17 protein-coding genes are annotated in these 18422 nt (G+C 64.2%); 11 read left to right on the top strand and 6 right to left on the bottom strand.

Annotated features, from left to right (window positions below):
* Positions 1 to 14: 14 nt before the first annotated feature.
* Positions 15 to 1697, top strand: a complete 1683-nt coding sequence (locus tag AC1MGT_RS09885; protein WP_499504034.1) for a long-chain-fatty-acid--CoA ligase — start codon at positions 15 to 17, stop codon at positions 1695 to 1697.
* Between the two features lie 65 nt (positions 1698 to 1762).
* Here the strand turns inward: AC1MGT_RS09885 and AC1MGT_RS09880 are convergent, their stop codons facing one another.
* The gene (locus tag AC1MGT_RS09880) at positions 1763 to 2206 is read right to left on the bottom strand and encodes an acyl-CoA thioesterase (protein WP_183555969.1); all 444 of its coding nucleotides are present in this window, start codon (positions 2204 to 2206) and stop codon (positions 1763 to 1765) included.
* Between the two features lie 56 nt (positions 2207 to 2262).
* Here AC1MGT_RS09880 and AC1MGT_RS09875 point away from each other — a divergent pair, with 56 nt between their 5' ends.
* Positions 2263 to 4146: an ABCB family ABC transporter ATP-binding protein/permease gene (locus AC1MGT_RS09875; protein ID WP_499504033.1), complete on the top strand. Its 1884-nt coding sequence runs from the start codon at positions 2263 to 2265 to the stop codon at positions 4144 to 4146.
* Here the strand turns inward: AC1MGT_RS09875 and AC1MGT_RS09870 are convergent, their stop codons facing one another.
* From AC1MGT_RS09870 to AC1MGT_RS09860, 3 genes are all read right to left on the bottom strand, one after another.
* Complete coding sequence (locus AC1MGT_RS09870; protein ID WP_499504032.1) at positions 4147 to 5220, bottom strand: type II asparaginase; 1074 nt, start codon at positions 5218 to 5220, stop codon at positions 4147 to 4149.
* 31 nt (positions 5221 to 5251) lie between these two features.
* On the bottom strand, positions 5252 to 6535 hold the full coding sequence (locus AC1MGT_RS09865) for a metal-dependent hydrolase family protein (protein ID WP_499504031.1): 1284 nt from the start codon (positions 6533 to 6535) through the stop codon (positions 5252 to 5254).
* 82 nt (positions 6536 to 6617) lie between these two features.
* On the bottom strand, positions 6618 to 7886 hold the full coding sequence (locus AC1MGT_RS09860; protein ID WP_499504030.1) for a dicarboxylate/amino acid:cation symporter: 1269 nt from the start codon (positions 7884 to 7886) through the stop codon (positions 6618 to 6620).
* A 252-nt stretch (positions 7887 to 8138) separates the two neighbouring features.
* On the opposite strand from AC1MGT_RS09860, the gene pyrC reads away from it, so the two are divergent.
* From pyrC to AC1MGT_RS09835, 5 genes are read left to right on the top strand one after another with little or no spacing between them, the layout of a single operon-like run.
* On the top strand, positions 8139 to 9188 hold the full coding sequence (gene pyrC, locus AC1MGT_RS09855) for a dihydroorotase (RefSeq protein WP_499504029.1): 1050 nt from the start codon (positions 8139 to 8141) through the stop codon (positions 9186 to 9188).
* Positions 9189 to 9193: 5 nt separating this feature from the next.
* Positions 9194 to 9997 carry a DUF3025 domain-containing protein gene (locus AC1MGT_RS09850; RefSeq protein ID WP_499504028.1) on the top strand — a complete coding sequence of 268 codons (804 nt, stop codon included), beginning with the start codon at positions 9194 to 9196 and terminating at the stop codon, positions 9995 to 9997.
* 15 nt (positions 9998 to 10012) lie between these two features.
* Positions 10013 to 11014: a Gfo/Idh/MocA family protein gene (locus tag AC1MGT_RS09845; protein WP_499504027.1), complete on the top strand. Its 1002-nt coding sequence runs from the start codon at positions 10013 to 10015 to the stop codon at positions 11012 to 11014.
* Positions 11011 to 11367, top strand: a complete 357-nt coding sequence (locus AC1MGT_RS09840; RefSeq protein WP_499504026.1) for a glyoxalase superfamily protein — start codon at positions 11011 to 11013, stop codon at positions 11365 to 11367. Before AC1MGT_RS09845 ends, AC1MGT_RS09840 begins: the two co-directional genes overlap by 4 nt.
* Positions 11368 to 11424: 57 nt before the next feature.
* On the top strand, positions 11425 to 11820 hold the full coding sequence (locus AC1MGT_RS09835; protein WP_499504025.1) for a 50S ribosome-binding protein YggL: 396 nt from the start codon (positions 11425 to 11427) through the stop codon (positions 11818 to 11820).
* 14 nt (positions 11821 to 11834) lie between these two features.
* Here AC1MGT_RS09835 and AC1MGT_RS09830 read toward each other — a convergent pair whose 3' ends face one another.
* Complete coding sequence (locus AC1MGT_RS09830) at positions 11835 to 12593, bottom strand: tetratricopeptide repeat protein (protein WP_499504024.1); 759 nt, start codon at positions 12591 to 12593, stop codon at positions 11835 to 11837.
* A 209-nt stretch (positions 12594 to 12802) separates the two neighbouring features.
* Here AC1MGT_RS09830 and AC1MGT_RS09825 point away from each other — a divergent pair, with 209 nt between their 5' ends.
* Positions 12803 to 13546, top strand: coding sequence for an NYN domain-containing protein (locus tag AC1MGT_RS09825; protein WP_499504023.1), 744 nt, complete (start codon positions 12803 to 12805; stop codon positions 13544 to 13546).
* Here AC1MGT_RS09825 and recG read toward each other — a convergent pair.
* Positions 13543 to 15603, bottom strand: coding sequence for an ATP-dependent DNA helicase RecG (gene recG, locus AC1MGT_RS09820; RefSeq protein WP_499504022.1), 2061 nt, complete (start codon positions 15601 to 15603; stop codon positions 13543 to 13545). The two genes, AC1MGT_RS09825 and recG, sit on opposite strands and share 4 nt — an antisense overlap.
* A 118-nt stretch (positions 15604 to 15721) precedes the next feature.
* Between recG and queA the strand changes: the two genes are divergently transcribed.
* The 3 genes from queA (at position 15722) to yajC (ending at position 18409) form a co-directional block, all read left to right on the top strand.
* Complete coding sequence (queA, locus tag AC1MGT_RS09815) at positions 15722 to 16744, top strand: tRNA preQ1(34) S-adenosylmethionine ribosyltransferase-isomerase QueA (RefSeq protein WP_499504021.1); 1023 nt, start codon at positions 15722 to 15724, stop codon at positions 16742 to 16744.
* A gap of 12 nt (positions 16745 to 16756) precedes the next feature.
* Positions 16757 to 17896 carry a tRNA guanosine(34) transglycosylase Tgt gene (gene tgt / locus AC1MGT_RS09810; protein ID WP_499504020.1) on the top strand — a complete coding sequence of 380 codons (1140 nt, stop codon included), beginning with the start codon at positions 16757 to 16759 and terminating at the stop codon, positions 17894 to 17896.
* 180 nt (positions 17897 to 18076) lie between these two features.
* Positions 18077 to 18409: a preprotein translocase subunit YajC gene (gene yajC, locus AC1MGT_RS09805; RefSeq protein WP_183555984.1), complete on the top strand. Its 333-nt coding sequence runs from the start codon at positions 18077 to 18079 to the stop codon at positions 18407 to 18409.
* Positions 18410 to 18422: the final 13 nt, after the last annotated feature.

Below are 18422 nucleotides of genomic sequence, written 5' to 3'. Positions count from 1 at the left end.
AGGCAGTGGAATACATGGACAAATTCTGGCTCACGTCGTACGAAACCGGTGTACCGGCAGAGATCGATGCGACGCAATATCGCTCGCTGGCGCATTTGCTCGAGGAGGCGTTTCGCAAGTACGCCGACCGCAAGGCCTATGCCTGCATGGGCAAGTCCATCACGTTTTCCGAACTCGATACGATGTCGCAGCGCATGGCCGCCTGGCTGCAGGCAAAGGGCCTGAAACCCGGCGCGCGCGTGGCGCTGATGATGCCCAACGTGCTGCAGTATCCGGTAGCGCTGGCCGCCGTGCTGCGCGCCGGCTATGTCGTCGTCAACGTGAATCCGCTCTACACCCCGCGCGAGCTGCAACACCAGCTGACCGACTCGGGCGCCGAGGCGATCGTGGTGCTGGAAAACTTCGCCCACACGCTGGAGCAGGTGCTCGGCCAGACGAAGGTCAAACACGTCATCCTGGCCACGATGGGCGACCTGCTGGGCGGCCTGAAAGGCACGCTGGTCAACCTGGTGGTGCGCAAGGTCAAGAAGATGGTGCCGGCCTACTCGCTGCCAGGCGCGGTCGCCTTCAACAAGGTGCTGGCCGAGGGCGCGCGCGAAACCCTGGGGCAGGTTACGATCGGCCACGACGACATCGCCTTCCTGCAGTACACGGGTGGCACCACGGGCGTGTCGAAAGGCGCGGTGCTGCTGCACCGCCACGTGATCGCCAACGTGCTGCAGAACGAGGCCTGGTTCGCGCCGACCCTGGGGCGCCAGCTGGCGGGCCAGCAGGCGCAGTTTGCCTGCGCGCTGCCGCTGTACCATATCTATGCGCTGACGGTCTGCGCGCTGCTCGGCCTGCGCGTGGGCGGCATGAACCTGTTGATCCCGAACCCGCGCGACATCAAGGGCTTCATCAAGGAGCTGGGTGGCTACCGCATCAACATCTTCCCGGCCGTGAACACGCTGTACAACGGTCTGCTGAACGACGACGATTTCGCCAAGCTCGATTTCTCGGGCCTGATGGTGTGCCCGGGTGGCGGCATGGCCGTGCAAAAAGCCGTGGCCGACAAGTGGCTCAAGACGACGGGCATCCCGATTGTCGAAGGCTACGGCTTGTCCGAGACCTCGCCTGTGGTCACCGCCAACCGCTGCGACATCAGCGAGTTCACCGGCACCATCGGCCTGCCGCTGCCATCGACCGAACTGCGCATCCTGGACGATGCCGGCAACGCCGTCCCGTTCGGCACCGCCGGCGAGATCGCCGTGCGTGGCCCGCAGGTCATGGCCGGCTACTGGCAGCGCGATGACGAAACGGCCAAGGTCATGACGCCCGACGGCTTCTTCAAGACTGGCGACATCGGCATCATGGACGACAAGGGCTACACCCGCATCGTCGATCGCAAGAAGGACATGATCCTGGTCTCGGGCTTCAATGTGTATCCGAACGAAGTCGAGGGCGTGGTCGCGGCGATGCCGGGCGTGCTCGAAGTGGCGTGCGTGGGCGTGCCCGACCAGCACTCGGGCGAGGCGGTCAAGCTGTACGTGGTCAAGAAGGACGCGAGCCTCACCGCCGACCAGGTCAAGGCATTCTGCAAGGAGCAGCTGACCGGCTACAAGCGACCAAAGTTCGTCGAGTTCCGCGAGACGCTGCCCAAGACAAACGTCGGCAAGATCCTGCGGCGCGAACTGCGCGACGAAAAAAAGCCGGGCTGATGCCGGCGTGATGTCAGAATAAGATGCCGAAGGCCGCCATCATGGCGGCCTTTTTCATGACCGGATTACCGGTTCGCGATCAGCGATTCGAGCGGCGGCAACTGGCGCGGCTTGCGATCCGGGCCGGTGGCCACATAGGTCAGCGTCGCCTCGGTCACCTTGACCACTTCGGCCGCCAGCCGGTTGCGTTCGGCGTACACCTCGACGAACACCGTGATCGACGTGTTGCCCACCTTGGTGATATCGGCATAGAACGACAGCAGGTCGCCGACGAACACCGGATTCTTGAACAAAAACGAGTTCACGGCGATGGTCGCCACGCGGCCATTGGCGCGGCGCGTGGCCGGCAGCGAACCGGCCAGGTCGACCTGGGCCATGATCCAGCCGCCGAACACATCGCCATACACATTGGCGTCGGACGGGGCGGGCATGACCCGCAGTTCGGGCATCTTGCCGGCGGGGAGGCGAATGGTACTGGGCGTGGTAACGGTGTTTTCGGGCGTGGTCATCGTGAATTCTCGGTAAAAGCTACAATCGACCCGAATTGAACCACAAAAGTCTCCCCATGCGCCGCAATACCTCACTTCCGCCGGACCCTACCGGCATTCCCCGCAACGACTGGGCAACGCTCAAGACCTTGTTCCCGTACCTGTGGGTCTACAAGTGGCGCGTGCTGGCCGCCATGGGCGCGCTGGTCGCGGCCAAGATGGCCAACGTCGGCGTGCCGCTGGTGCTCAAGCGGCTGATCGACGGCCTGGCCATCGATCCCGCGCACCCGCACGCGCTGATGGTGCTGCCGGTCGGCGTGCTGATCGCCTACGGCTTGCTGCGGCTGTCGATGACCGTCTTCACCGAGCTGCGCGAATTTCTGTTCGCGCGCGTGACGCAGCGCGCCGTGCGCACCATCGCGCTGCGGGTGTTCCGTCACCTGCATGCGCTGTCACTGCGCTTTCACCTGAACCGCCAGACGGGCGGCATGACGCGCGACATCGAGCGCGGCACGCGTGGCGTGAACTCGCTGATCTCGTACTCGCTCTTCAACATCCTGCCGACGCTGGTCGAGATCACGCTGGTGCTGGGCTACCTGATACTGAATTACGACATCTGGTTCAGCATCATCACCGCCGTGGCGCTGGCCTCGTACATCACCTTTACCGTGGTGGTGACCGAATGGCGCACGCACTTCCGGCGCACGATGAACGACCTCGAATCGAAAGCCAGTACCAAGGCGATCGACTCGCTGCTCAATTACGAGACGGTGAAATACTTCGGTAACGAAGACTACGAAGCCAAGCGCTATGACGAGGGGCTGAAGAACTACGAGAACGCCGGCGTGCGCTCGCAGACGTCGCTGTCGGTGCTGAACACGGGCCAGTCCCTGATCATCGCCACTGCCGTCACGCTGATCCTGTGGCGCGCCACGCAGGGCGTTATCAACGGCACCATGAGCCTGGGCGACCTGGTGCTGGTCAATACCTTCATGATCCAGCTGTACATGCCGCTGAACTTCCTGGGCGTGATCTACCGCGAGATCAAGCAAAGCCTGGCCGACATGGAGCGCCTGTTTGGCCTGCTCGACCAGAACCGCGAAGTGGCCGACGGCCCAAAGGCGCTGCCGCTGGATATCAAGGGCGCGCAGGTCGAGTTCTCGCACGTGGAATTCAGCTACGAGGCCAAGCGCCAGATCCTGTTCGACGTCGACTTCACCATTGCCGCCGGCACCACGACGGCGGTGGTGGGCCACAGCGGCTCGGGCAAGTCCACGCTGTCACGCCTGCTGTTTCGCTTCTATGACGTGAACGGCGGTGCGATCAAGATCGATGGCCAGGATCTGCGCGACATCACCCAGTCGTCGCTGCGCGCGGCAATCGGCATCGTCCCGCAAGATACAGTGCTGTTCAACGACACGATCGAATACAACATCGCGTATGGCCGGCCCGGCGCCAGCCGCGACGACATCGTGGCAGCCGCGCGCGCGGCGTCGATCCACGACTTCATCGAAAGCCTGCCGGATGGCTATCAGAGCATGGTGGGTGAGCGGGGCTTGAAACTGTCGGGTGGCGAGAAGCAGCGCGTAGCGATCGCGCGCACGCTGCTGAAGGACCCGGCGCTGCTGATCTTCGACGAAGCCACGTCGGCGCTCGACTCACGCGCCGAGCAGGCGATCCAGGCGCAGTTGAAAGAGATCGCGAAGAACCGCACGACGCTGGTAATTGCGCACCGCCTGTCGACGATCGCCGATGCGCAGCAGATCATCGTGCTCGATCACGGCAAGATCGTCGAGCGTGGCACGCACGGCGCGCTGCTGGCGGCGCGCGGCCTGTATGCGCAGATGTGGGACCGGCAGCTGGCGCGGCCGGATGAAGACGTGGCCTCGCCGCCGCTGGTGCCGGAAGCGTTTGAACGCGTGGACGGCGCAGCCGTCCACCCTACGGTATCCGGCGCGTAATCAATACGTGTAGAACATCCGCTGGATTTCCTTGGTGCTGGTCGTTTTCGTCAACGCCAGCATCAACAGGATACGTGCCTTCTGGGGACTGAGCGTATCGGCTACCACGAAGTCCAGCCCATCGTCATTGGCCTCGCCATTGCGCGCTACGATGCCCTGGCCGACGCGGCTTGCGCGCACGACGATGACACCCTTGGCCCGCGCAGCCACCAGCGCCGGTTTGGTTTTGGCAGGCAGGCTGCCGTTGCCGACACCAGCATGCACCAGGCCCTTGGCGCCGGCTGCCACCAGTGCATTGACCGCCACATCGCCCACATTCGCATACGCGTACGCCACATCCACCTGCGGCAGCGCGTCCAGTTTGGCCAGATCGAACTCGGTATCGACCGTGTGCTTGCGCGTCACGTCGCGATAAAAGAACGGCTTGCCGCCCTGGATGTAGCCGATCATGCCCAGCTCCGTCGTGCGGAAGGTGTCTGCCGTCGTCGTATTGGCCTTGGTGACGTCGCGCGCCGCGTGGATCTGGTCATTCATCGCTACCAGCACGCCACGGCCCGCCGCTTCAGGCGTACCGGCCAGGCGCACAGCGTTGTACAGGTTGATCGGGCCGTCGGCCGACAGCGCCGTTGACGGCCGCATCGAGCCGACCACCACCACTGGCTTCCTGCTCTTGACGACCAGGTTCAAAAAGTATGCCGTCTCTTCCAGCGTGTCTGTGCCGTGCGTGATGACGATGCCATCGACGCTGCTTTGCGCCAGCAGTACGTTGACGCGCCTGGCCAGTTGCAGCCACTGCGCATCGCTGATGTTTTCACTGGCGATCTGGAAGACCTGTTCGCCGGTGACGTTGGCCACCTTCGCGATCTCGGGCACGGCCGCGATCAGCGATTGCACGCCGACGGTGGCAGCGGTATAGCCGATCGTCGTCGTGCTGCTGGCGCCTGTCCCGGCGATGGTGCCGCCGGTAGCGAGGATCGTCACGTTCGGCAGCTTGGCGGTCTGGGCCTGGACGGCAGCGGCGAACAAAAAAAGAACGCCGCACAGGGCGGCGTGGGCAGATCGTGGGAACAGCATGAAGGTCTCCGGGTTTTATAAACCCGGCAGCTTACAGCTTTTTAAAGACGACGCCATCCTTCATCACGAACCTGACCTGCTCGAGCAGCTTGACGTCCTTGAGCGGGTCGCCCTCGACCGCGATGATGTCAGCCGCGAACCCCGGCGCGATCGCGCCCAGGCGCTTGGGTTGATCCAGCAGCACGGCCGCATTGACGGTGGCAGCACGGATCGCCTCGATCGGCGTCATGCCCGCTTCGACCATGTAGCCGAATTCCTTCGCGTTCTCGCCATGCGGGAACACGCCGGCATCGGTGCCGAACGCGATCTTCACGCCGGCCTTGTGGGCGCGGGCAAACGTGGCCTGCAGTTGCGGCCCGATCGCCGCTGCCTTGGGCTGCACCAGCGCCGAATAGTAGTTTGGTACCTTGGCCTTGTCCGCCACGTAGCGGCCGGCCGAGATGGTCGGCACGTACCAGCCGCCGGTCTTCTTGAAGAGCGTGATGACCTCGTCGTCCATCAGCGTGCCATGCTCGATCGAGTCGACGCCGGCGCGCAGCGCACGCTTCATGCCTTCCGCGCCGTGAGCGTGGGCCGCGACGCGAAAACCGTAATCCTTCGCGGTCGTGACCACGGCGCGCAGCTCGTCCTCGGTGTACTGCGAGTTCTGGCCGCTGGCGGCCTGGCTCAGCACACCGCCGGTGGCCGTCACCTTGATCAGGTCCGCGCCATCCTTGTAGCGCTGGCGCACGGCATGGCGCGCCTCCTCAGGGCTGTTGAGCACACCCTCGACCGGGCCGGGCGTGCCGATCTTCTCGTTCAAAAAGTGTGACAGGTTGTTGGTCGGATCGGCGTGGCCGCCCGTGGTGGCCAGCGATTTACCGGCCGTGAACATGCGCGGGCCCGGCACGTCGCCGGCGGCGATTGCCCGCTTCAGGGCGATGTTCAGGTCATCGGCCGCGCCCAGGTCGCGCACCGTCGTGAAGCCCGCCATCAGCGTGCGCTCGGCAAACCTGATCGAACGGTAGGCCATGTCGGCCGGGTTGGCCGTGAGGCGGTCGCGGTAGGCGTCCACTGCCGGCAGGGTCTCGCTGGTCAGGTGCACGTGCATGTCGATCAGGCCGGGCAGGCAGGCGTGGCGCGACAGGTCGATGTTGCCGGGGGCGCCAGTCATGGGGCCGACCGAGACGATGCTGCCGTTCTCGATGACGATGCTGACGCGTTCGCGCCAGGTGCCTTGTTGCACGTCCAGCAGGCGGCCGCAATCGACCGTCTGGGTGGCGGCGTGCGCGCTGTTCAAGGCCAGCAGCATGCCGGCGGCCATCATGGTTTTCATCGTTTGTCCCTCGTTATTTTCATGAAAAAAAAGGCCCTCCATCGCTGGAAGGCCTTCCGGTATCAAGCAATGCCCGCTGCGCCTAGCGCAGCGGTGAAATGGCCGGATCGGCGTTCGGATCGCCCAGCTCGCCCTCCCACTTGGCGACGACGGCGGTGGCGATGCCGTTACCGATGACGTTGGTGGCCGAGCGGGCCATGTCCAGGAAGTGGTCGATCGCCAGCAGCAGCAGCAGGCCGGCTTCGGGGATGTCGAACTGGTTCAGCGTGGCGGCGATCACGACCAGCGACGCGCGCGGTACGCCGGCCATGCCCTTGGAGGTCAGCATCAGCACCAGCATCATCGTGATCTGGGTGCTCATCGACAGTTCGATGCCATAGGCCTGGGCGATGAAGACGGCGGCGAAGGTGCAGTACATCATCGAGCCATCGAGGTTGAACGAGTAACCGATCGGCAGCACGAACGAGGCCAGGCGGTTCTTGACGCCGAAGCGCTCCAGGCCTTCCAGTGTTTTCGGGAACGCCGCTTCGGACGATGCGGTCGAGAAGGCCAGCAGGGTCGGGCCGCGCAGTTCGGCGATCAGCCGCAGGATGCGCGGGCCGACGAAGATCATGCCGATACCGATCAACACCACCCACAGCAGCGCAATGCCGAAGTAGAACTGGGCCATGAAGACGCCGTAGGTCGACAGCACGCCCAGGCCGCTCTTGGCGATGATGCCCGAGACGGCGGCCAGCACCGCGATCGGTGCGAAGTTCATCACATAGCCGGTCAGCTTGAGCATGACGTGGGCGACGCCGTCGATGGCATCGATCATCGGCGTGGCGCGTGCGCCGACGGCAGCGGCAGCGGTGCCGAAGAACACCGAGAACACGACGATCTGCAGGATCTCGTTGCGGGCCATGCCGTCGACGATCGAGGTTGGCACCAGGTGGGTGATGAAGTCCTTCATCGTCAGGCCGCTGGTGGTAATGCCCGAAGTGGCGTCCACTGGCGGCATCATGCCGGCGGCGAACAGCGCGTCACCGGGACGGAACAGGTTCACCAGGATCAGGCCCAGCGACAGCGAGATGAGCGAAGCGATAAAGAACCAGCCCAGCGCCTTGACGCCGATGCGGCCGACTTCCTTGGCATCGCCCATCTTGGCGATGCCGACCACCAGGGTGGCAAACACCAGCGGCGCGATGATCATCTTGATCAGGCGAAGGAACAGCGTCGTGATCAACGACATCGTGTCGGCGAAGCTTTGTGCGCCAGCCGTGTCCGTGTTGGTGTTGACCAGATAGCCGACCAGAATACCGATCACCAGCGCGATCAGAATAAAAGTGGTCAGGCGGTTTCGATTGTTCATAAAGCTTCCTGTCTTTGGGACCTGTGCGACACCCGCGGCAACGGCGCTGTCGCTGGTGAATTGTTCGGGCAGTGGCTGGCTGTCGAGGACCGAAAGACCAGTTGATTCTGAAGATTATGGCAAGTTCCGCAGTATCCTAGGGGCTGTTAGTGCTGTCAAGCATGCAGTCGCGTGCGTCATTGCCCATGTTGCGTGGTGATCCACGGCGCCCCGGCACAGGTAAAATACGCCATCCGTTTTCCGAGAGCCGCCATGTCCACCATCGAAATCCCCGACACCATCACCATCACCCGTCCCGACGACTGGCACCTGCACCTGCGCGACGGCGCGGCCATGGCCAGCGTGCTGCCGCACAGCGCGCGTCAGTTCGCGCGCGCGATCGTGATGCCGAACCTGCGCCCGCCCGTCACCACCACCGCGATGGCGCTGGACTACCGCGCCCGCATCCTGGCTGCGCTGCCCGAGGGCGTGCAGTTCGAGCCCCTGATGACGCTGTACCTGACCGACAACACCAACCCGGACGAGATCCGCCGCGCACAGGACACGGGCTTCATCCACGCCGTCAAGCTGTACCCGGCCGGGGCCACGACCAATTCCGACGCCGGCGTGACCGACCTGACCAAGTGCTACAAGACGCTCGAAGTGATGCAGGAAATCGGCATGCCGCTGCTGGTGCACGGCGAAGTCACCAATAGCGACATCGACCTGTTCGACCGCGAAGCCGTGTTCATCGAGCGCGTCATGCGCCCGCTGCGCCGCGACATGCCGGCCCTGCCGGTCGTGTTCGAGCACATCACCACCAAGGATGCGGCCCAGTACGTGGCCGAAGCCGAAGGCCCGATCGCCGCCACCATCACCGCACACCACCTGCTGTACAACCGCAATGAACTGTTCAAGGGCGGCATCCGCCCGGACTTCTACTGCCTGCCGGTGCTCAAGCGCGAAGAACACCGCCTGGCGCTGGTCACCGCCGCCACCAGTGGCGACGAGCGCTTCTTCCTGGGTACCGACTCGGCCCCGCACGCGGTGCACACCAAGTACGCGGCCTGCGGCTGCGCGGGCTGCTACACGGCGCTGCACGCGATGGAGATGTATACCGAAGCCTTCGCCCAGGCCGGCGCGCTCGACCAGCTGGAGGCATTCGCCAGCTTCAACGGCCCGGCGTTCTACAACCTGCCGCGCAACGAGGGCACGATCACGCTCAAGCGCGAAGCCTGGACACTGCCCCAATCGGTGCCGATGGCCGAGCACCAGCTGGTACCGCTCAACGCGGGCGAGACCATCAACTGGAAGATGCTGTAACACCGATGCTGCCGCCGATCGACTGGGCGCAGCCGTGGTACGACACGGTGCGCCCGGCCTTCGAGCGCGCCGCGCCGCCGCCTGAAGGCTTCATCGATGCCTTCAACGTCGCGGCGCGCGCGCTGGACTTGCGCAACGGTGCCGGCCAGCCGTTGTGCTTCGTGCCGCAAGCGAGCCTGCCCGACGGCACGGCGTACGAGGCATTCATCGGCGCGACAGGGCAGGTGCCCACGCGCGACAATCTGCACGACTTTTTCAATGCGTTGGTGTGGCAGACGTTCCCCGGTATCAAACGCGCCCTGAACACGCTGCAGGCGGCGCAGATCGCGCAGGCGGGCGTGGGCAAGTCGCGTGGACCGGCGCGCGACGCCGCCACGATCTTCGACGAGAATGCGGCGCTGCTGGTGGTGCGCGACAATGACGCTGGACATGCATTGGTCGACGACCTGCGCGCGCATCGCTGGCTCGAAGCGCTGTACGACGGGCGCGCCATGTTCGGCCGCGACGCCGAGGTCTGGCTGTTCGGCCACGCGCTGATGGAAAAGCTGGTCACGCCGCGCAAGGCGATCACCGCGCACACGCGCGTCGTGTTCGTGGACGACGCTTACTTTCTACTCGCGCCGGCCGCGCGCCGCGCCTGGATCGACCGCGAGGTGGCCGCTGCACTGGCCGGCGAAGGCCTGGCGAGCAACGGGGCCGCAGCCGGCTTCACACCGCTGCAGGTGCTGGGCGTGCCGGGCTGGTGGCCGGGACAGGACGCCGATTTTTATCGTGATACCACCGTATTCCGTCCACGCCGGACGGACTAACCAAGGAGAATGTGCATGGCTGAAGCGGTACGTTGGGGAATCCTCGGCACGGGCAAGATTGCCCATGCCTTTGCCACTGCACTCAAGGGTGTGCCGGGCGCGGTGCTGGCCGGCGTGGCGTCACGCAGCCAGGAAACGGCCGATGCATTCGGCCGTGAATTCGGCGCGCTGGCCAGCTACGGCTCGTACGAGGCCCTGGCCGCGAACCCGGACATCGACCTGGTCTACATCGGCACGCCGCACCCGCAGCACGTCGAGAATGCATCGATGGCCCTGCGCGCCGGCAAGGGCGTGTTGTGCGAAAAGCCGTTCACGATGAACCTGCGCGAAGCCGAGCAGGTCGTGACGCTCGCGCGCTCGAAGCGCCAGTTCCTGATGGAGGCGATGTGGACGCGCTACCTGCCGGCCTACCAGGAAGTCCAGCGCATCCTGGCGTCCGGTGAAATCGGTACGCCGCGCCAGGTGGTGGCCGACTTCGGGTTCGCCGCCACGTTCGGCCCCGAGCACCGCGTCTTCAATCCCGAACTGGGCGGCGGCGCGCTGCTCGACCTGGGCATCTATCCGCTGTCGATCGCTGCGGGCCTGCTTGGCCCGGTGACGGAAATCCGCGCCCAGGCCGAGATGGGCCCGACCGGCGTCGACGTGCAGACGGGCTTCACGCTCAAGCACGAAGGCGGCGGCATGTCGGTCTGCAGCTGCTCGCTGCTGGCGCGCACGCCGGCCGAACTGACGGTGGCAGGCGAGCGTGGCCACGTGCGCATGAACACGCGCTTTCACTGCGCGACGTCGGTCACGGTCACGCTCGACGACGGCACCTCGCGCACGATCGACACGCCGTATCTGGGCAACGGCTACGTGCACGAAGCCATCGAAGCGCAGCGCTGCTGGCAAGCCGGTTTGCTGGAAAGCCCGGTAATGACGCAGCGCGAAACACTGGCGCTGATGGGCGTGATGGACGAGATCCGGCGCCAGATCGGGTTGCGTTACGAGGCGGACCGGGTACGCCCGCCAGCATGATGCTTGGCGCCGTCACGCCGATCCTGCGTATTTTCGATGAAGCGAAGGCCAGGCAGTTCTATGTCGACTACCTCGGCTTCACGGTCGACTGGGAACACCGCTTCGCGCCCGATCTGCCGCTGTACCTGCAGATCGCGCGCGATGGGTGCGTGCTGCACCTGAGCGAACATCATGGCGATTGCTGTCCTGGTGCGGCGCTGCGGATCGCCGTTGACGATATCGATGCGCTGCATGCCGGGCTGACGGCCAGACAATATGGCTACGCAAGGCCGGAGATCGAGGATACGCCATGGGGCTCACGTGAATTGAGCATCAAGGATCCGTTCGGGAACCGGCTCACGTTCGCATGCTGACGACACGATCGAACCGCCACCGGCGGTTCGGATAACACCGATAACAACAAGGACACCATGAAACGCGATGCCCGCTCGACCGCCCGTGTACGGCGCCTCAATCAACGTCAACGCAAGAAGCTGCGTGTTGGCGAATTTACGGAATATGTCTTCGATGTCGAGCTGACGTTCAGTGAGCCGATCGATGTCGATTCGTACTACGGCTTTACCGATGGCCTGCTGGGATTTCTCGAGGGACGTGGTTTGCTCGGTGGCGGTTTCGGCGGACGCTTCCCTCTGACCGCAACATCTGGCGTCGTCACGACGTTGGAACGCGGCTCACCGGGCGAAGACGATCGCGAGGCCGTCGAGCAGTGGTTACGTGCCCGGCCAGAGGTGGCCGATGTCCGTGTTCATGCATTGGTCGATGGATGGCACGGCGCAACCCAACATGGGCATGATCGTACCCAATAAAAGTATGTTCCGAGTCAGGTGGCTGGTGGCGTCGACGCGACCGCCCCATCCAGCCGCCTGAACAAGTCACGATGCAGGTCCCGCGTGTGCTTTTCCATGTGCTTGCGCGCGTGCGCGATTTCTTGCAGCTCACGCTGCATCACGTCATTCTTGCCGTTGGCGATGGCCCACAGCGCCAGTTCGACGCGCGCATCGATACTGCCGAAGCGTTCCACCACTGACTCGAGCTGGGCGCCGGCTTCAAGCTGCTGATTGTTCGCGGCATACGCGCGGCCCAGCGCCAGCGCGACCTCATCGGCGCGAAATCCCGGCTGCCGGTCTTGCAGCGACGCGAGCAGCGCAATCGCTGCCGCCGGCTGGCCATGCGCCGTATTGGCACGCGCAGCACCCAGCACCACTTCCGGATCGCCCGCGAACGGCCCGCGCAGGCAGGCATCGTAATGTTGAACCGCTTCGTCGGACTGGCCCGCACCCAGCAACGCGGCGGCCAGGCGCATCTGGTTGTGGGCAGTCGGGGTCAGGTCGAACGCGCGCCGCGCTTCGCGTACGTCGCGCCCCGGATCGATGGTTTTCTGCAGCGCGCGGGTGGCGATACGGCCCTGGCGCTGAAGGCGCGACGCGGGCAGGTACTCAGCCACGAAGTAAGCCAGGCTGCCAAGGACCGGGAACGAAAACAGGATCAGCAGCCAGACCATCTGGCGCCCGTTGCGCAGCGCGTGGACCGCGAAGAACAGCGCGATCAGAAAGTGCAGTCCGAGTCCGACGATAGGCATGCCAGGTTCCGTGGTGAATGGTGAACGAGAGGCGCAACTGCCCCGGGCAGGGCGTTGCAACTCAGCCAAGATAGCCGCAAACAGGCAGCAAATTTCTAACGGATTGTCACAGTGCGTTTGTACAACACGGTAAGCGCTCAGACAGGAAATCCCACCCGCCCGTCGTCAATATCCTGCTAGAGTTAAGCTGTTGCCTAACAGGAATTCTCATGCCTGCAGAACGGAATGTCGCGGTACTGGTCGATTGTGAAAATGCGCAGAGCGCCGTGCTCGATCAGGCGATGCAGCATGCATCAACCCTTGGGCGTGTGGTGCTGCGGCGCGGTTACGGCAACGCGGCTTCGCTGACCAACAAGTGGCAGGAAGCGCTGATCCGCCACGGCTTCGCGCCGTGCCTGCAATTCCAGTATGTGGGCGGGAAGAACACGGCCGATATCGCGCTGGCGCTGGATGCACTGGAGATGCTGCTCGACGGGCGTGCCAACCAGTTCGTGATCGTGACGAGCGACTCGGATTTTGTCGGCTTGTGCCGCAAGCTTCAGGAGCGCGGGGCTGGTGTGCATGTCGTTGGCGAAGTGAAGACGCCTGCGGCCTTGCGTCATGCGTGCGACCGGTTTCATGAAGCGGCTTCAGTGGTAGTGCAGGTCGTTGAACCGCCTCGTGTGGCAGCAGTTGCGATCGACGACAAGGTCATCGCGCCTGTCAGGCGCAGGCCACGATTCGTCGTGGAGGCAGTGCGCCTGTTAGCCGACTCGGCTTCCGATGGCAGGGTCGATCTTGGCGCGCTGGGCAATCATCTGCGGCAAGTACGCCCCGGGTTCAGCCACACGGCGAACGGTTACAAAAGCCTGCGCACCATGCTGGATGCCTACGATCTGCTATGCGTCCATCAAAGCGACCTTGGCCACTGCCGGGTAGGGCTGGCGCCCCCCGCCATGCTGCGCGCCGTCTAAACTTTCAAGAACTCCTCACGCCCACCCAGCCAGCGCGCCAGGTGTGCATCGACGACCGCCATCTTCTCCGGCGTCTCGCCCTCAAGCAGCCACTGCGCCACGTCGCGCGCCCGGTCGACCATCCACTGATCGATCTCCAGGTCGGCAAAGCGCAGCATCGCCTGTCCCGACTGGCGCGCGCCCAAAAACTCACCGGGCCCGCGAATCTCCAGGTCGCGCCGCGCAATCTCGAAGCCGTCCGTTGTTTCGCGCATCGTCAACAGGCGCTGCTTGGCCACCTGGCCCAGCGGCGACTGGTACAGCAGCAGGCACACCGACGCCGCCGAGCCGCGGCCCACGCGCCCGCGCAGCTGGTGCAGCTGCGACAGGCCGAACCGCTCCGCATGCTCGATCACCATCAGCGACGCATTGGGCACGTCCACGCCCACTTCGATGACGGTCGTCGCCACCAGCACATGCACTTGGCCCGCCGTGAACGCGTCCATCACTTCCTGCTTCTCGGCCGGCTTCATGCGGCCATGCACCAGCCCCACCTGCAGATCGGGCAGCGACTCGGCCAGCGTTTCATAGGTCTCGGTCGCGGTCTGCAGTTGCAGCGCTTCGGATTCCTCGATCAGCGGGCAGACCCAGTACACCTGGCGGCCTTCGAGCGCCGCGGCGTACACGCGTTCGACGACTTCGTCGCGGCGGTTCTGGTCGATGGCGCGCGTGACGATCGGGCTGCGTCCGGGCGGCAGTTCGTCGATGACCGAGACTTCGAGGTCGGCGTAGTACGTCATCGCCAGCGTGCGCGGGATCGGCGTGGCCGACATCATCAGCTGGTGCGGCACCAGGCCATCGCTGCCCTTGTTGCGCAGCGTGAGGCGCTGGCCGACGCCGAAGCGGTGCTGCTCGTCGACGATCACCAGGCCCAGTTTCGCGAACTGCACCGAGTCCTGGATCAGCGCGTGCGTGCCGATCACCAGGTTTGCCTCGCCCGATTCGATCAACGCGTTCGATGCGGCCTTGTCCTTTTTCTTCAGGCTGCCGGTGAGCCACGCGACCTTCACGCCAAGAGGCTCCATCCAGGCGGCGATCTTGCGGAAGTGCTGTTCGGCCAGGATCTCGGTCGGCGCCATCAGGGCTGCCTGGTAGCCGCTGTCGATTGCCTGCGCGGCGGCCAGCGCCGACACCACCGTCTTGCCGCTGCCGACGTCGCCCTGCAGCAGGCGCTGCATCGGGTAGCCTGCGCGCAGATCGGCGCGGATTTCTTCGACCACGCGCTGCTGCGCACCGGTCAGTGCAAACGGCAGACCGGCCAGGAAGCCTTCGGACAACTGGCCCACCGCGCGTAGTGGCGGCGCGCCTTTCTCGCGGCGCGCACGCTGCGCGCGTTTCAGCGACAACTGCTGCGCCAGCAGTTCGTCGAACTTCATGCGGTCCCAGGCCGGATGCGAGCGCTCGATCAGCGCGTGCTCGTCGACATCCGCAGGCGGGTAGTGCAGGAGCTTTACGGCTGGCTCGAAGTCCATCAGGTCCATGCGCTTGCGGATCGCGGGCGGCACGGTGTCGGCCCAGTCGATGCGCTTCATCGCGTCGGCGATCGCGCGCCGCAGCACCGTTTGCGACAGGCCTTCGCCGGCCGGGTACACGGGCGTGAGCGAGGCGGGCAGGGGCGCGCCTTCGTTGACGACCTTGTAGCCCGGGTGGACCATCTCGGCGCCAAAGAAGCCGTGTTTGAGTTCGCCCCGCGCGCGGATGCGCACGCCTTCGGCCATCTGCTTGACCTGGCTGCCGTAGAAGTTCATGAAGCGCAGCAGCAGATCGCCCGATGCATCGGCGATCGTCACGAGAAGCTGGCGGCGCGGCTTGAACGAGATCTCGTTCTTGGTCACGATGCCTTCTACCTGCCAGGTCTGGCCACCGCGCATGCAGGCATCCCGGATCGTGATGATCTGGGTCTCGTCCTCGTAGCGCAGCGGCAGGTGCAGCACCAGGTCCATGTCGGTGCGCAGGCCAAGGCGGGCGAGCTTGCTTTCGAGCGTTTTTGGGGGCGTTGTGGTTTTAGGGGCGGGCATATTGCGGCAAAGTGGCGCTTGCTGACGTAAAATAGAAGGTTCGCCGTATGCGCTTCAAGCCTCTATTGTAAAGCTGGCAGCATTGATTTGCCGAGATTTGCCCAACCAATTGAACATCATGTATTCGCTATCCGATTTCGACTTCGACCTGCCCCCCGAGCGCATTGCGCAATTGCCGCTGCCGGACCGTAGCGCGTCGCGCCTGCTGCACCTCGATGGCGACCAGATCATCGACCGCCAGTTCGCCGACATCGTCGACCAACTGCAGGCGGGCGACCTGCTCGTGATGAACAACACCCGTGTGCTCAAGGCGCGCTTCTTCGGCGTCAAGGAATCCGGCGGCCAGGTCGAGGTGCTGGTCGAGCGCGTGCTCGACAACCGCACGGTGCTGGCCCAGGTCCGCGCGTCGAAGTCGCCGAAACCCGGCAACCGCATCCGCCTGGCCGACGCCTTCGATGTGACGGCAGGCGAGCGCGCCGGCGAATTCTTCACGCTGCACTTTGAGGGCGATGTGTTCGACTTGATCGAAGCGCACGGCCGCCTGCCACTGCCGCCGTACATCGAGCACACCGCCGACGAATTCGACGAACAGCGTTATCAGACGGTGTACTCGAAAGAGCCTGGCGCCGTGGCCGCGCCCACGGCCGGCCTGCATTTCGACCAGCCGCTGCTCGACCGCCTGGCCGCGAAAGGCGTGAACTTTGCCTACGTCACGCTGCACGTGGGCGCTGGCACTTTCCAGCCGGTGCGGGTCGAAGACCTCAGCGAACACAAGATGCACACCGAGTGGTACACGATCGCGCAAGAGACGGTGGACGCGGTGCGCGCCACCCGGGCCGCAGGCCGCGATGTGGTTGCCGTCGGCACGACCAGCCTGCGCGCGCTGGAGTCGGCGTCGCAAAGCGGCGAACTGGTTGCCGGCAGCGCCGACACGGCCCTGTTCATCACGCCCGGCTACACCTTTAAAACGGTCACGCGCCTGGTGACCAACTTCCACCTGCCCAAGTCGACGCTCCTGATGCTGGTGTCGGCCTTTGCCGGCTATGCGCCGATCCGCGCTGCCTACGCGCACGCGATTGCCAACGAATACCGCTTCTTCAGCTATGGCGACGCCATGCTCTTGAGCACCACCTCACGATAAGTCAGAGAACACATGCTCGAATTTACCCTGCTCAAAAAAGACACCAGCGGCCTGTCGCACGCCCGCCGCGGCCGCCTCAAGCTGAACCACGGCACCATCGAAACCCCGATCTTCATGCCGGTCGGTACCTACGGCTCGGTCAAGGCGATGGACCCGATCGAGCTGAAAGACGTCGGCTCGCAGATCATCCTGGGCAATACCTTCCACCTGTGGCTGCGCCCGGGCGTGGACGTGATGAACAAGTTCGGCGGCCTGCACAAGTTCATGGGCTGGGATGGTCCGATCCTGACCGACTCGGGCGGCTTCCAGGTGTTTTCGCTGGGCGCAATGCGCAAGATCACGGAAGAGGGCGTCAAGTTTGCCTCGCCGATCGATGGCTCGAAACTGTTCCTGTCGCCGGAAATCTCGATGCAGATCCAGCGCGCGCTGAACTCGGACATCGTCATGCAGTTCGACGAATGCACGCCCTACGAAATCGACGGCCGCCCGGCCACCGCGGAAGAAGCAGCGAAATCGATGCGCATGTCGCTGCGCTGGGCCCAGCGCTCGATGAATGAATTCACGAGCGGCGGCAACCCGAACGCGCTGTTCGGCATCGTCCAGGGCGGCATGTACGAGCACCTGCGCGACGAGTCGCTCGCCGGTCTGGAAGACATCAACTTCCCGGGGCTGGCCATTGGCGGCCTGTCGGTCGGCGAGCCGAAGGAAGACATGAAGCGCATCCTGGCCCACGTCGGCCCGCGCCTGCCCGAGAACAAGCCGCATTACCTGATGGGCGTGGGCACGCCGGAAGACCTGGTCGATGGCGTGGCCAACGGCGTCGACATGTTCGACTGCGTGATGCCGACCCGGAACGCCCGCAACGGCTGGCTGTTTACGCGCTTTGGCGACGTCAAGATCAAGAATGCGCGCTATAAAGAAGAGATGGCGCCGCTCGACGAGAGCTGCACCTGCTACTGCTGCCAGAATTTCTCGCGCGCCTACCTGCACCACCTGCACCGCTCGAACGAGATCCTCGGCGCGCGCCTGAACACGATCCACAACCTGCATTACTACCTGAATCTGATGCAGGAAATGCGCGACGCGATCGACGCCGACGGCTTCCAGGCGTTCCGCGTCAAATTCGCGGCCGACCGCGCACGCGGCGTGTAAGCACTTGCTTACCCTGCAGCCCCGATCTTGCCGTATTGACGGTTGGGGCTGCATGCAATATCGACCGGTTTGTCTTGCAATACCTGAAAGCAAGACGACATACTGCCGGATATGGTTTGCGGCTTCTGGCCGATGCTAGAATACACCGCTTATTTTTTTAACTTCACCATCGGAGTTCTTGTGTTCATTTCCAACGCGTACGCGCAAACTGCCCCTGTCGCCGATGCCGGCATCATGGGTAGCCTGACGACCTTCCTGCCGCTGATCCTGATGTTCGTGGTCATGTATTTCCTGATGATCCGTCCTCAGCAGAAACGCCAGAAAGAGGCGAAAGCCATGATGGACGCACTGGCCAAGGGCGACGAAGTCGTGACCGCCGGCGGTATCGTCGGCCGTGTTTCGAAAGTGGCCGAAGCCTATGTGACGCTGGAAGTTGCCGTCGGCACCGAAATCACCGTGCAAAAGAATTCGGTGACCACGCTGCTGCCAAAAGGCACGCTGAAAGCCCTGTAAGCCTTAGCTGTGC

Source organism: Telluria sp. BA11 (assembly GCF_056680305.1).
The sequence above is the reverse complement of the archived record's forward strand: the minus strand, read 5'-3'. Positions and strand labels throughout refer to the sequence as shown.

Coding starts and splice junctions, on each gene's coding strand:
- AC1MGT_RS09885 (WP_499504034.1), top strand. CDS start 15: ATGGACAAATTCTGGCTCACGTCGTACGAAACCGGTGTACCGGCAGAG.
- AC1MGT_RS09880 (WP_183555969.1), bottom strand. CDS start 2,206: ATGACCACGCCCGAAAACACCGTTACCACGCCCAGTACCATTCGCCTC.
- AC1MGT_RS09875 (WP_499504033.1), top strand. CDS start 2,263: ATGCGCCGCAATACCTCACTTCCGCCGGACCCTACCGGCATTCCCCGC.
- AC1MGT_RS09870 (WP_499504032.1), bottom strand. CDS start 5,220: ATGCTGTTCCCACGATCTGCCCACGCCGCCCTGTGCGGCGTTCTTTTT.
- AC1MGT_RS09865 (WP_499504031.1), bottom strand. CDS start 6,535: ATGAAAACCATGATGGCCGCCGGCATGCTGCTGGCCTTGAACAGCGCG.
- AC1MGT_RS09860 (WP_499504030.1), bottom strand. CDS start 7,886: ATGAACAATCGAAACCGCCTGACCACTTTTATTCTGATCGCGCTGGTG.
- pyrC (WP_499504029.1), top strand. CDS start 8,139: ATGTCCACCATCGAAATCCCCGACACCATCACCATCACCCGTCCCGAC.
- AC1MGT_RS09850 (WP_499504028.1), top strand. CDS start 9,194: ATGCTGCCGCCGATCGACTGGGCGCAGCCGTGGTACGACACGGTGCGC.
- AC1MGT_RS09845 (WP_499504027.1), top strand. CDS start 10,013: ATGGCTGAAGCGGTACGTTGGGGAATCCTCGGCACGGGCAAGATTGCC.
- AC1MGT_RS09840 (WP_499504026.1), top strand. CDS start 11,011: ATGATGCTTGGCGCCGTCACGCCGATCCTGCGTATTTTCGATGAAGCG.
- AC1MGT_RS09835 (WP_499504025.1), top strand. CDS start 11,425: ATGAAACGCGATGCCCGCTCGACCGCCCGTGTACGGCGCCTCAATCAA.
- AC1MGT_RS09830 (WP_499504024.1), bottom strand. CDS start 12,593: ATGCCTATCGTCGGACTCGGACTGCACTTTCTGATCGCGCTGTTCTTC.
- AC1MGT_RS09825 (WP_499504023.1), top strand. CDS start 12,803: ATGCCTGCAGAACGGAATGTCGCGGTACTGGTCGATTGTGAAAATGCG.
- recG (WP_499504022.1), bottom strand. CDS start 15,603: ATGCCCGCCCCTAAAACCACAACGCCCCCAAAAACGCTCGAAAGCAAG.
- queA (WP_499504021.1), top strand. CDS start 15,722: ATGTATTCGCTATCCGATTTCGACTTCGACCTGCCCCCCGAGCGCATT.
- tgt (WP_499504020.1), top strand. CDS start 16,757: ATGCTCGAATTTACCCTGCTCAAAAAAGACACCAGCGGCCTGTCGCAC.